This is a genomic window from Chromobacterium rhizoryzae (assembly GCF_020544465.1).
Classification (GTDB): Bacteria; Pseudomonadota; Gammaproteobacteria; order Burkholderiales; family Chromobacteriaceae; genus Chromobacterium.
Genome location: NZ_CP066126.1, coordinates 2,743,536 through 2,756,179, shown reverse-complemented (window position 1 = coordinate 2,756,179; position 12,644 = coordinate 2,743,536). Strand labels below are relative to the sequence as shown.

Here is a 12,644-nt window from a genome sequence, read left to right as displayed (position 1 = left end):
GAGAAACACCATGAAGAAGTTGTTACACGGAGCATTGCTGTGCCTGGGCCTGCTGTTGCCCCTGTCCGCCGCCCACGCCGCCAGCGGCTATACCCAGACGCGCTACCCCATCGTGCTGGTGCATGGCTTGTTCGGTTTCGGTCAGTTGTTGGGAGTGGATTATTTTTATCAAGTGCCGGCGGCCTTGCGCGCCGACGGCGCGCAGGTGTTCGTGGCCGAGGTGTCTGCGCTGAACAGCAATGAGGCGCGCGGCGAGCAGTTGCTGCAGCAGGTGCAAAAAATCATCGCCATCACCGGCGCCGCCAAGGTCAATCTGATCGGCCATAGCCAGGGCGCGCCCACGGCGCGCTACGTGGCCGGGGTGCGGCCGGACCTGGTGGCTTCGGTCACTTCGGTGGGCGGGGTCAACAAGGGGTCGGCGGTGGCCGACATCGTGCGCGGCGTCGCGCCTCCGGGATCGGTGTCCGAGGCGGTGGCGTCCGCGGTGGCCAAGGCCTTGACCGCGGTAATGCAGTTCTTCGCCGGCACCACCGGGCAGCCGCAATATCCGGTGGGCGCGTTGGATTCCCTGACCACGGCGGGAGCCTCCGCCTTCAGCGCCAAATTCCCGCAAGGGGTGCCGACCAGCGCTTGCGGCGAGGGCGATTATCAGGTCAACGGCATCCGCTACTATTCATGGACCGGTTCGGCCACCGTCACCAATGTGCTGGATCCGCTGTCGGTGCCGATGGGCGTGCTGGGTCTGGCCTTCGGCTCCACGCCCACCGATGGCCTGGTCAGCGCCTGCTCCGCGCATCTGGGTCAGGTGATCCGCGATAACTACCGGATGAACCACGTCAACGAGATCAATCAGAGCTTTGGTCTGGTCAGCCTGTTCGAGGTCAGCCCGGTGAGCTTGTACCGGCAGCAGGCCAATCGCCTGAAGAACACGGGCCTGTGATGTTGCGGGCCTGGATGGGGTGGGGCTGCGCGCTGCTGCTGGCCGCGCTGGGCTGGCTGTGCGTGTCCGGAGCTGACGACGCGGCGGCGCAAACCGGAGTCGCCGCGCCGGCGGCGGCGCCGTCCTTGCGCGGCACCCAGGCGGATGGCCAAGCGCGCGTGGAGGCGAGCGGGGCGCTGAGAGTGGACGCGGAGCTGCGGCGCTTGTTCGATTACCAGTTGGCGACGCTGGGGGAGCGGGACTTGCCGGCGGTGCGCAAGGCGGTGCAGCAGGCCTTGCAATCGCAATTGGGCGCCGCGGCCTTGGGGCAGGCTTTGGCCTTGTTCGACCGTTACGTCGCTTATCGGCGAGCCTTGAGCGAGACCAAGCTGGCGGCGGGGAACGCGGCCGAGGGTTTGCAGCGGATGAGGGCGCTGCGTCTGCAATTCTTGTCCGCAAGCGAGGTGGCGGGCTTGTTTGGCGATGAGGACGTCTACGACGACTTCACCGTCCAGCGGCTGCGCATCGCCGCCGACGCCGGTTTGAGCGCGGAGCAGAAGGCGGCTAGGCTCAAGGCCTTGGAGGCGGCTTTGCCGGCCGAGCTGCGCGCGGCGCGGCAGGAGCCGGTCAAGCATCTGGCGCTGGCGGAGGCGGAGGCGGCTCTGAGGAAGAAGGGCGGCGGCGAGCAGGAGTTGTACGCCTTGCGCGCCGGCATAGTGGGGCAGGCCGCCGCCGACCGTTTGTCGCAGCTGGACCGCGAACAGGCTCAGTGGCAGGCGCGCATAGACGGCTACCGACGGGAGGCGCAGCGCTTGCGGGCGGCGCCCGGTCTGGACGCCGCGCAAAGACAGCAGGCGCTGACCGCCTTGCGCGTGCAACGCTTCAATGCGCAGGAGCAATTGCGGCTGGACGCTTTCCTCCCGCCGCAATAGCCGGCAATGTTTTAGCGGTCCGTCGGGTTTCGAAACAGCCGGGAGAGTCCTTCTCCCGGCTCTTTTTCGCGCATGAAGGCTTCGCCCACCAGGAAGGTGTGCACCTCGTGGCTGCGCATCAGCCTCACGTCGTCGACGGTGGCGATGCCGCTTTCGGTGATGGCGATGCGGCCGTTCTCGATTTGCGGCAGCAGCTTCAGCGTGGTGGCCAGGCTGACTTCGAAGCTGCGCAGATTGCGGTTGTTGACGCCGATCAGCTCGGTTTGGAGTTGCAGCGCCTGTTCCAGTTCCTCGGCGTCGTGCACCTCGGCCAGCACCGCCATGCCCAGTTCCATTGCCAAGGCCTCCAGTTCGCGCATCAGCGGCAGTTCCAGCGCGGCGGCGATCAGCAGAATACAATCGGCCCCCATCGCGCGGGCTTCGTATACCTGGTAGGGGTCGACGATGAAGTCCTTGCGCAGCACCGGCAGCCGGCAGGCGGCGCGGGCGGCCTGCAGATAGGCGGCGTCGCCCTGGAAATACTGGCGGTCGGTCAGCACCGACAGGCAGGCCGCGCCGTGTTCGGCGTAGCTGGCGGCGATGTCGGCCGGACGGAAGTCCTCGCGGATCACGCCCTTGCTCGGGCTGGCTTTTTTGATCTCGGCGATGACCGCGGCTTGGCCCAGCGCGTGTTTGGCGCGCAGCGCGGCGACAAAATCGCGACGATCGCCGCTGCGCGCTTCCGCGGCGGCGCGGACCGCGCTCAGCGATTGCTGGCGCAAGGCGGCGGCGATTTCTTCACGCTTGGTGGCGATGATGGTGTTGAGTATGTCTGACATGCTTGGGTCTGCAATCCGGGCGAATCGAAAGAAACGACCATCATGCAGGAACTGCCGTGGCCTTGACAAGCCGCGGCGCTCAGGGCCGGCTGGCTTGCTTCTGCCGGCGCGGCACCTCGACGATGCGCGGCGCGTGGCCGGTCAGGTCCAGGAAGCGCATCAGCTCAGCCATCGGCAGCGCCAGCGTGCTGGTATTGACCAGGGGGTGGCAGAGGATGGCGTCCCGGTGGCTCAAGTCCTGATCGACGACGATGGCGACCTGGCGGTCGCGGTCGTTGAAGGCGGCCAATAGCGTCACCGCGCCCGGGGTCAGGCCCAGATAGCGCTGCAGGCGCTCCGGCGAGGCGAAGCGCAGGCCTTTGAGCTCCAGTTGCTCGCCCAGGGCCTTGATGTCGACGCCGGCGTCGGCCGGCACCGCCAGCAACACGTGCTGGCGGCCCTTGGCGTCGCACAGAAACAGGTTTTTGCATTCCGCGCCGGGCAGGCCCGGCGTCAGGCGCGCGGCTTCTTCGCAGGTGTAGACCGGCGGGTGGTCGAAGCGCTGATGGCGGATCTGGTGCTGATCGAGAAAGTCGTACAGAGCGTGTTCCATCGTCTCAGGCTAGCATGGCGCCGGCCGGCAGCTCAATGGTCGCGCCAGCGGTCTTCGAACACCAGTTGCTCCAGCGGCTGGCGGCTGGCCCACTTTTCCTGCTCCAGCATCGGTTGGGCGTAGAACTCGGCGACATGGCCGAGGCAGAGCACGGCGATGGGCTTGGCGCCTTCCGGCATGCCCAGCAGCGCGGAGAGCGCGACGGGGTCGAACAGGGACACCCAGCCCATGCCCAGGCCTTCGGCGCGCGCCGCCAGCCACAGGTTCTGGATGGCGCAGGCCACCGAGGCCAGATCCATCTCCGGCAAGGTGCGGCGGCCGAACACATGGCGTTCGCGGCCGTCCATCAGGGCGGCCACCAGCACCTCGCCGCAGTCGCGGATGCCTTCCACTTTCAGGCGAAGGAATTCCGCCTGGCGCTCTCCCAGTTGATCCGCGGTGCGCAAGCGCTCCGCGTCCACCAGCGCGCCTATTTTTTCGCGCAGGCCGCGGTCCGCGATGCGGATGAAGCGCCACGGCTGCATATAGCCGACGCTGGGCGCGTGGTGGGCGGCTTCCAAGAGGCGGCGCAGCAGCGCCGGGTCCACCGGGTCCGGCAGAAAATGGCGCATATCGCGCCGCTGCTCTATCACCCGGTAAATGGCGGCGATGTCTTGATCGGGGTAACGGTGCATGGCGGGCCTTTCTTTAGATGCTGTTCAAGTCTGCGGCGCTCCAGCCCGCCAGCCTTTGAACAGGCTCTGACAAACAGATGTGGGGATTATTCAGTGTCGGAGGATAGCGGCTTTGTCACAGCTGGCAAATAGCATGGCGGCGCTTGCAGGCGGACTCATGACTTCGGTCAAGCGATTCAGCGGATTAGACGCTTTTGGCATGAGTTTCCCACATGACGCGGCGCATGCGGGCGTGATAAAGTGGACAGTCTGAATTCCAACGTCGCCGCGCCTGGCGCGGCGCGTTCGGCCATAGCCCGAACCGCTATCGCATCTTGATGATTTAGAGGACTTTCCGTGACCCGAATTGCAGAACTAGAACCCAAAGTCGTCTGGGAGCACTTCCAGACCCTGTGTGAAATCCCGCGTCCGTCCAAGCATGAGCAGCAATTGCGCGACTACCTGAAAGGCTGGGCGGAACTGCGCGGCCTGGACACCGTGGTGGACGAGGTGGGCAACCTGATTATTCGCAAGCCGGCGACCCCGGGCTACGAAAACCGCGTCGGCGTGGTGCTGCAAGGCCATCTGGACATGGTGTGCCAGGCCAACACCGGCACTGAGCACGACTTCTTCAAAGACCCGATCCGCCCGACGCTGCAAGACGGCTGGCTGGTGGCGGAAAACACCACGCTGGGCGCCGACAACGGCATAGGCGTGGCGCTGGGCATGGCGGTGCTCAATAGCGAGGAGGTGCCGCACGGTCCGATCGAGGTGCTCTTGACGCTGGACGAGGAAGCCGGCATGGGCGGCGCGCTGGGTCTGGGCACCGGCCTGCTGCAAGGCCAGTACCTGATCAATATCGATACCGAGGAGTGGGGCGAGTTCTATATGGGCTGCGCCGGCGGCGTGGACGTCAATGTCAGCCGCGGCTACGCGAGCGAGACGCTGCCCGCCGGCTACCAGGCCGCCAGCCTGGTGATCAAGGGGCTGCGCGGCGGCCATTCCGGCGCCGACATCCACCTGGGACGCGGCAACGCCAACAAGATTCTGATCCGCCTGATTCGCGAACTGGAAGCGGAAACCGATCTGCGCGTGGCCTCGTTCAAGGGCGGCACCGCGCGCAACGCCTTGTCGCGCGAGGCTTTCGCCGCAGTGGCCTTCCCGGCCGCCGACGCGGCCAAGGTGGCGGCCAAGCTGGACGCCTTCCAAAGCCTGCTGCGTTTCGAACTGGCCGGCGTCGACGAAGGCGTCACCGTGGTGCAGGAGCGGATTGAGCTGGACAAGGTACTGGCGCGCGCCGACCAAGGCGCCATCTTCGCCGCGCTGCACGCGGCGCCGCATGGCGTCAAGCGCATGAGCCAGCGCGTCGAGGGCGTGGTGGAAACCTCCAACAATCTGGGCGTGGTGGTGCTGGAGGACGGCAAGCTGTTCGCCAACCTGATGGTGCGCTCCTTGCTGGATTCCGGCACCTGGATGCTGGCGCGCGAAGTGGAAAGCCTGTTCCTGCTGGCCGGCTGCCAGGTGGACATGGAAGGCGGCTACCCGGGCTGGGCGCCTAATCCGCAATCCAAGCTGCTGGCCCTGTTCCAGCAAGTCTACGCCAGCGAGTTCGGCGGCGAGGCCCAGGTGCAGGTGATCCACGCCGGCCTGGAGTGCGGCATCCTGGGCTCCAAGTATCCGGGCATGGACATGGTGTCCTTCGGCCCCAATATCCGCGGCGCGCACGCGCCGGGCGAGCGCGTGGAAGTGGAGTCGGTGGGCAAGGCCTGGCATTTGCTGAAGGCGGTGCTGGCCGCGGTGCCCGCGCGCTAAATCGCGGTCCTCGACGGTTTGACGCGAACACCGGCCGGCGCCAGCGCTGGCCGGTTTTGTTTTTGCCGTCCTGGTTTTGCCCTATGATCACAACTGATCACGACAGCCGCGCCGCTGTTAGTCCTTGTTCAAAGTCCGCTGCGTAGCGCGAGACGGATGGTAAAGGGGCGTTGAAAACCCGCTCATCGCTTTTTCAGCCGCAAGGCCTTGCCTCGCCCTGGTGCGCGAGATTTTGAACAGGCTCATCTTTCCGCATGGAGACAAGCGATGAACGATTCCATCAAGCGATTATTGCTGACCGGCGGCCTGATCGTGTCGCTGGCCATGGGCATACGCCATGGCTTCGGCTTTTTCATGCCGCCCATGACTCAGGCCTTCGGCTGGAGCCGGGAAGCCTTCGCCTTCGCGCTGGGCCTGCAAAACCTGGTCTGGGGCCTGGCGCAGCCCTTCGCCGGCGCGCTGGCGGATAGGCACGGCTCCGGCAAGGTGTTGCTGGGCGGGGCCTTGCTTTACGTCGCCGGCCTGGCTTTGATGACGGTGTCCGGCACGCCCTTGCTGTTTTCTCTGTCGGCCGGCGTGTTGCTCGGCCTGGCCTTGTCCTGTGTCACCTACAGCGTGATTTTCGGCGTGGTGGCGCGCAGCGTGCCGCCGGCCTATCGCTCGCGGGCGATGGGCATCGTCGCGGCGGCGGGCTCTTTCGGCCAGTTCGCGATGATTCCGGTGGAGCAGGGCTTGATCGACGGCCTGGGCTGGTTGCCGGCCTTGCTGATTCTGGCCGGCTGCGCGGCCTTGATGCTGCCCTTGTCCGGCTGGCTGGCGCGCGAGGACCGGCCGGCGCAAAGCGCTGCGAGCGCGCATTTGTTGCGCAGCATGGCCGATACCTTCGCCGCCGCCTGGGCGGAGCGCGGCTTCCGCCTCTTGATGGCCGGTTATTTCGTCTGCGGCTTCCAGGTGGTGTTCATCGGCGTGCATCTGCCGGCCTATCTGCGCGACCACGGCCTGGGCGGCGGCGTCGCCAGCCTGGCGCTGGCCTTGATCGGCCTGTTCAACATCTTCGGCACCATGGCTTTTGGCGAACTGGGCAGCCGCTGGTCCAAGCCCGGCCTGCTCAGTTTCATTTACCTGGCGCGCAGCGTGGTGATCGCGGTCTTCCTTCTGCTGCCGCTCAGCGGCGTTTCGGTGGCGGTGTTCGCCGCGGCGATGGGCTTTCTGTGGCTGTCCACGGTGCCGCTGACCAATGGGGTGATCGCCGGCATGTTTGGCGTGCGTCACTTGGGTATGTTGTCCGGCGCGGTGTTTTTCTCGCATCAGGTGGGCAGCTTCCTGGGGGTGTGGCTGGGCGGGGCGCTTTACGATCTGCTCGGCAACTACGATCTGGTGTGGATGCTGGCGATAGCGCTGGGCTTGCTGGCCGCCGCCGCCAATCTGCCGGTGCGGGAAACCCCGTCGGCCAGTTTCGCCAAGGAGGACGCGTGAGAACCTGGTTGTTTTCCATCGGCGCGGTCTTGCTGCTGGCCTGGCTGACCGGGATGTATCTGCGCGCGGATTTCGTGGTGGATCTGGCCAACCGGGTGTGGACCTGCTTTGGCTAGGAAGCGGTTCAAGGTCCGCGGCGTTTCGGCGATACGGTGTTGAGAGCGTCTTTGGAGTGCCGGCGCACTCCGCTTTCTCCGTCGTTTTCGCCTTGTCTCGCTCTAGCTCGCAAGATCGTAAACACGTTCTAAGCGCGGGCCGGTCTCTTGGGTTTTCTCGCGACAAAGGCTTGCGAGCCTGGCTCATCTCGCGGAAACTGAGTGTTTAGAGACGCGCTCGCGGCCAAGCCGGGCGGCGCGTCTTCACAGGATGTGTGCAATAGAGAAAGACTGGAAGCCGTGTCGGAACATTTACTTAAACAGCACCGCGACGCCATCGACAACATCGATGTGGAAATCCTCAATCTGCTGAACCAGCGCGCCACCCATGCGCGCGAAATCGGCGAGATCAAGGGCGGCGGCATCATTTATCGGCCCGAGCGCGAGGCGCAGGTGCTGCGCCGCGTCAAAGAACTGAATCCCGGCCCCTTGCCGGGCGAGTCGGTGGCGCGCTTGTTCCGCGAGGTGATGTCCGAATGCCTGGCGCTGGAAAAGCCCTTGTCCATCGCCTATCTGGGGCCGGAAGGCACGTTCAGCCAGCTGGCCACGCTCAAGCATTTCGGCCACGCGGCGCGCACCGTGGCCTGTAGCTCGATCGACGAGGCCTTCCGCCTGGTGGAGTCGCGCGGCCTGGATTACGTGGTGGCGCCGGTGGAAAACTCCACCGAAGGCGCGGTGGGCCGCACGTTGGACCTGATGGTGACCAGCCCGCTGAAGATTTGCGGCGAAGTGGTGCTGCGCATCCATCACCATTTGCTGCGCAAGGTGGAGGGCCTGGATGGCATCCGCCGCGTGTACGCCCACGCCCAGGCGCTGGCGCAGTGTCACGAGTGGCTGAACAAGAATCTGCCGGAGGCGGTGGAGCGGGTGTCGGTGGCCAGCAACGCCGAAGCGGCGCGCCTGGCGGCCGAAGACGAGGGCGCGGCGGCGATCGCCGGTCAGGCCGCGGCCGAGCGCTACGCTTTGCTGAAGCTGGCGTCCAATATCGAGGACGAGCCCAACAACACCACTCGTTTCCTGGTGCTGGGGCTGCAGGACGTGGGCGTGACCGGTCAGGACAAGACTTCGGTCGTGGTGTCCGCGCCCAACCGCCCAGGCGCGGTGCACCATCTGCTGGCGCCCATCGCCGGCAATGGCGTGTCCATGAGCAAGTTCGAGTCGCGGCCTTCGCGGGCCGGGCTGTGGGACTATGTGTTCTTCATCGATATGGAGGGGCATAGAGACGACGCCAATGTGCGCCAGGCCTTGGCCGGCCTCGCCGAGTGCACTTCCTTCGTCAAGGTATTGGGTTCTTATCCGCTCGCGGTGCTTTGAGCGCCGGAGGGGGATGCAAGCGGGCCGCGCAGCGGCCCGTTGTGTTTTTGACGCTGATGTTTCAATAGGGGAAAAATAAAAATGAAAGCCATCTGTCTGTTTTGCGGCTCCAATAAGGGCGCCAAGCCCGAATACGAAGCGGCCGCGCGCGATTTTGGCCGCACCTTGGCCGAGCAGGGCGTGACCCTGGTTTACGGCGCCGGCAAGGTCGGCCTGATGGGCGTGGCGGCGGACGCCGCGCTGGCGGCCGGCGGCAAGGTCGTCGGCGTGATTCCGGAGTTTCTCAAGGCCAAGGAAGTGGCGCATACCGGCCTGACGGAGATTCATGTCACCGAAACCATGCATCAGCGCAAGGCGCTGATGGCGGAGTTGTCCGACGGCTTCATCGCCTTGCCGGGCGGCTTCGGCACCTTCGACGAATTGTTCGAGATCCTGACCTGGGGCCAGCTGTCCTTGCACGGCAAGCCGGTGGGCCTGCTCGACGCCGCCGGCTATTACCAGCCCTTGCACCGGATGATGGAGCACGCGGTGGCCGAAGGCTTCGCCCGCCCCGGCAATATGGACCTGTTCCGCATCAGCGAGGACCTGCCCACGCTGCTGACGGAGATGCGCGCCTACCGGCCGCAAGAGGTGGCCAAGTGGCTGGACCTGGCCAAGGCCTGAGCCGGCGCTGAAACCGAGATGCGCGCAAGGGAAACGGCGGCGCTGGGCTGGCGCCGGCTGAAACGGGTGTTGACCTGGCCGCCGGCCTTGCTGGCGGCCTTGATCATCCTGTTCGAGGAATACGCCTGGGACGAGTTGTCCGCGGCGCTGGGACGCTTGGCGACCTGGCCGCCGCTGGCGGCGCTGGAGCGGCGCATCGCCGCCTTGCCGCCGTGGGCGGCCTTGGCGATGTTCGCCTTGCCGGCCGCCTTGCTGCTGCCGGTCAAGCTGGCGGCGCTGTTCCTGATCGGACGCGGCCACGCGCTGCTGGGCTTGCTGATCATTCTGCTGGCCAAGCTGGGCGGCACCGCGCTGGCGGCGCGGCTGTTTGCGCTGACCCGGCCTGCGCTGATGCGGGTGGCCTGGTTCCTGCGGCTGTATAATGGCTTCGTTTACTGGCGCGGGCGCATTTTCGAACGCTTGCATGCTTCGGCGCCGTGGCGGCTGGCGCATGCGCTGGCCGGCTTTTTCCGGCGCGGCGCGCAGCGTCCGTCGTTCTGGTCGCGGCTGGGACGGCGTTTGGCCCGGCGCTGGCGGCGATGAAGGGTTTTGAACGGGGTAGCGGATGATCATCATCATGAACCGGCAGGCGCCGGAAAGCGAAGTGGCGGCCGTGGTGGCCAAGATCCGCGGGGCGGGACTCAGCGAGCATGTGTCGCGCGGCGCGGAACGCACCATCATCGGCGCGGTGGGCGACGAGCGCAGCCTGTCGCCGGAAATGTTTGAATCCATGCCTGGCGTGGAGCGGGCGATGCGAGTGGTGCGGGAATACCGCATCGTGTCGCGGGAAACCCATCCGCAGAACAGCGTGGTGCAGGCGCGAGGCCTGGCTTTCGGCGGCGAGGCCTTGCAGGTGATCGCCGGTCCGTCGGCCGTGGAGTCGGCGTCGCAAATCGCTCAGGCCGCGACCGCGGCGCGGGCCGCCGGCTGCCGGCTGCTGCACGGCGGGGTGTTCAAGCAGCATCCCAGCCCTTACGGTTTCCAGGGCTTGGGCGTGGAGGGCATCGAGCAGTTGATCGCCGCCGGCCGCGCCGAAGGTTTGCCGGTGGTGTCCGAATTGGCCGACGTGCGCATGCTGGATGTGTTTCTGGAGCAGGGCGTGGACATCATCCAGATCGGCTCGCGCAGCATGCAGAACGTGGAGTTGTTGAAGGAAGTGGGACGTTTGAACAAACCGGTCATCCTCAAGCGCGGCGTCGCCGCGACCTTGGGTGACTGGCTGATGGCGGCCGAATACATCGCCGCCGGCGGCAACCACAACATTGTGTTCTGCGAGCGCGGCATTCGCAGCTTCGAGCCGGCCTACCGTGCCATGCTGGACGTCAGCGCGATCCCCCTGCTCAAGCGCGAGACCCATTTGCCGGTGATCGTCGATCCCAGCCACGCCGCCGGCAAAGCCTGGCTGGTGCCCGCTCTGGCCAAGGCGGCCCTGGCCGCCGGCGCGGACGGCTTGCTGCTGGACATGCATCCGCAGCCGGAAGCCGCCTTGTGCGAGGCCGATCAGGCCTTGACGCCGGACGGTTTGGCCGCCCTGATGGCGGAATTGCGGCCCTTGGCGGCGGCCTTGGGGCGTAGCCTGTAATCCGCTTTAGAAGCGCCGACGCATGAAAAAAGCCGCGATTACGCGGCTTTGCTCTTTTCGCGGAGGCGGGGCGTCACACTTTGTGGCGCTCGCACAGCGCCTGGAAGGCGCCCATATACTGATCCTGCACATAGGGCTTGAGCAGGGCCAGCACCTGCAGCACGCCGCGGTGGCCGGATTCCTCGGTGATCGGCGCCTTGGGGCGCGCGGTCTGTTCAAAGGCGAACCAGAACTTCACCACCAGCCAGATATTGATGCTGACCGGTTCGATGTCTTCCTCGTCCATTTCCAGCAGGCCCAGGCGGATGAATTCGCGAAAGTGCTCGGCCAGGATGTTTTTCAGCTCGGTGTTGACGAACTGGTGGTACTCCGACTGCATCTGAGGGTTGCGCGCCAGCATGCCCGGCAGGTCGTAGAACATGAAGCGGAACTGCCACATCGCCAGGAAGGCGGTGTCCAGGTAGTTGACCAGATCGTCCACCGTCATTTCGCGGTTTTCCGGCACCGCCAGACGCTGGTTGATGAACTCGCGGTACATCAGGAAGATCTGGTAGACGATTTCTTCCTTGTTGCGGAAGTGGTAGTACAGATTGCCCGGACTGATGCCCAGATGCGCGGCGATGTGATTGGTGGTGATGCTGCGCTCGCCCTGTTCGTTGAACAGCTTGAGGCTCTCCTGGATGATGCGGTCGTAGGTTTTGATTCTGTTTTTGCTCATGATGCGCTTGGGCTGTTCAATGACATTCGCGATGCGCCATTCTAACGCAAATTTGGAGTTCTTGCTCTAATTATTTGCGCGCGATACGCCTTCGCTTCAGGCCTGGGCGGCGTCGTTCTGCTCCGGAAAGCATTGCGCCAGAAAACTGTGCAGGATGGTTTGTTCGATACGATGCCGGTCTCGGGCCGGAATGGCGATGCGCAAGATCAACTGATAGCGTTTTTCATCCACCGGCTGCAAGGCGATGCGCGGCTCCACCGACGGGATGTCCACCAGATTGCGTTTGGCCATGTCTTCCATGTGCTGACGCGCCACTTCCAGGTGGGGTTGGCAGGATTCTTCCGCCGCCGCCATCAAGAGGCGTTCGGCGCGGATGGGCGGCACGGTGTAGGCCATGGGCACGTTGACGATGTGCATCACATAGTCGCCCATATAGTTTTCGCGGATCACCGGCGTGGACAGCAGCAGGCTGTTGGGGAAGGTCAGCGCGCGCCCGGTCATCTGGTGCGAGCTGTGATTGGGTCCGATCTCCATCACCGTGGTGGACAGCAGGCCGATGTCCACCACCCGGCCGCGCACCGCGCCCACTTCGATGTGGTCGCCCAGGCTGTAGCTGTTGGAGGTCTGGCGCACCAGGCCGCCGGACAGGCACATGATCAGTTCCTTGGTGGCCAGGATCAGCGCGGCGGCGAAGGCCAGCATCGACACCGCGATGGTTTGCAGCTCGCTGGCCCAGATCAGGCCGATGCCCGCCAGGCCGGAGATGAACAGGATGTTGCGGGTGTTCACCGACCAGCGCCGTTTCGACTCGATCGCTATGCTGTTGTTGGCCGCCAGCAGCCGGTCCATCACCAGGCGGATGATCAGCAGGGCGGCGATCAGGATCAGCGAGCGCGCTATCTCGTGCGAGTAGTTGTCGCGCAGATAGCCTATCAAGTCGAATAGGGTGGCCTTGGGCTCCATGTCGGGCG

Annotated in this window: 13 protein-coding genes; 8 read left to right on the top strand and 5 right to left on the bottom strand. The window is 65.3% G+C overall.

Annotation, left to right across the window (positions count from 1 at the left end):
* The first annotated feature begins 10 nt into the window (after positions 1–10).
* Both JC616_RS12510 and JC616_RS12505 read left to right on the top strand, forming a co-directional pair.
* A complete protein-coding gene (locus tag JC616_RS12510; protein ID WP_227103322.1) occupies positions 11–940 on the top strand; it encodes an esterase/lipase family protein in 930 nt (309 codons plus the stop codon).
* Positions 940–1,851 carry a lipase secretion chaperone gene (locus JC616_RS12505; RefSeq protein ID WP_227103320.1) on the top strand — a complete coding sequence of 304 codons (912 nt, stop codon included), beginning with the start codon at positions 940–942 and terminating at the stop codon, positions 1,849–1,851. The genes JC616_RS12510 and JC616_RS12505 overlap by 1 nt, the downstream gene beginning before the upstream one ends.
* 11 nt (positions 1,852–1,862) lie before the next feature.
* Here JC616_RS12505 and trpC read toward each other — a convergent pair whose 3' ends face one another.
* The 3 genes from trpC to bluB all read right to left on the bottom strand — a co-directional run bounded on the left by trpC (position 1,863) and on the right by bluB (position 3,935).
* A complete protein-coding gene (trpC, locus tag JC616_RS12500; protein ID WP_227103318.1) occupies positions 1,863–2,669 on the bottom strand; it encodes an indole-3-glycerol phosphate synthase TrpC in 807 nt (268 codons plus the stop codon).
* 79 nt (positions 2,670–2,748) lie between these two features.
* Positions 2,749–3,261 (bottom strand): prolyl-tRNA synthetase associated domain-containing protein, encoded by a 513-nt coding sequence (locus tag JC616_RS12495; protein WP_227103316.1) that lies wholly within the window; start codon positions 3,259–3,261, stop codon positions 2,749–2,751.
* A 32-nt stretch (positions 3,262–3,293) separates the two neighbouring features.
* Positions 3,294–3,935, bottom strand: a complete 642-nt coding sequence (bluB, locus tag JC616_RS12490) for a 5,6-dimethylbenzimidazole synthase (protein WP_227103314.1) — start codon at positions 3,933–3,935, stop codon at positions 3,294–3,296.
* 336 nt (positions 3,936–4,271) lie between these two features.
* Between bluB and JC616_RS12485 the strand changes: the two genes are divergently transcribed.
* From JC616_RS12485 to aroF, 6 genes are all read left to right on the top strand, one after another.
* Positions 4,272–5,726 carry an aminoacyl-histidine dipeptidase gene (locus JC616_RS12485; RefSeq protein ID WP_227103309.1) on the top strand — a complete coding sequence of 485 codons (1,455 nt, stop codon included), beginning with the start codon at positions 4,272–4,274 and terminating at the stop codon, positions 5,724–5,726.
* Positions 5,727–5,993: 267 nt separating this feature from the next.
* Complete coding sequence (locus JC616_RS12480) at positions 5,994–7,202, top strand: MFS transporter (RefSeq protein ID WP_166451425.1); 1,209 nt, start codon at positions 5,994–5,996, stop codon at positions 7,200–7,202.
* 395 nt (positions 7,203–7,597) lie between these two features.
* A complete protein-coding gene (pheA, locus tag JC616_RS12475) occupies positions 7,598–8,671 on the top strand; it encodes a prephenate dehydratase (RefSeq protein WP_227103307.1) in 1,074 nt (357 codons plus the stop codon).
* Between the two features lie 81 nt (positions 8,672–8,752).
* A complete protein-coding gene (locus JC616_RS12470) occupies positions 8,753–9,334 on the top strand; it encodes an LOG family protein (protein ID WP_227103306.1) in 582 nt (193 codons plus the stop codon).
* Positions 9,335–9,352: 18 nt separating this feature from the next.
* Positions 9,353–9,916: a hypothetical protein gene (locus JC616_RS12465; protein WP_199225839.1), complete on the top strand. Its 564-nt coding sequence runs from the start codon at positions 9,353–9,355 to the stop codon at positions 9,914–9,916.
* Between the two features lie 22 nt (positions 9,917–9,938).
* Positions 9,939–10,955 (top strand): 3-deoxy-7-phosphoheptulonate synthase, encoded by a 1,017-nt coding sequence (gene aroF / locus JC616_RS12460; protein WP_227103304.1) that lies wholly within the window; start codon positions 9,939–9,941, stop codon positions 10,953–10,955.
* Between the two features lie 73 nt (positions 10,956–11,028).
* Here the strand turns inward: aroF and JC616_RS12455 are convergent, their stop codons facing one another.
* Together JC616_RS12455 and JC616_RS12450 are read right to left on the bottom strand one after the other, a co-directional pair.
* Entirely contained in the window at positions 11,029–11,673 is a 645-nt protein-coding gene (locus tag JC616_RS12455; protein ID WP_107798884.1) for a TetR/AcrR family transcriptional regulator, read from the bottom strand.
* A 96-nt stretch (positions 11,674–11,769) separates the two neighbouring features.
* On the bottom strand, positions 11,770–12,636 hold the full coding sequence (locus tag JC616_RS12450) for a mechanosensitive ion channel domain-containing protein (RefSeq protein ID WP_227103302.1): 867 nt from the start codon (positions 12,634–12,636) through the stop codon (positions 11,770–11,772).
* Positions 12,637–12,644: the final 8 nt, after the last annotated feature.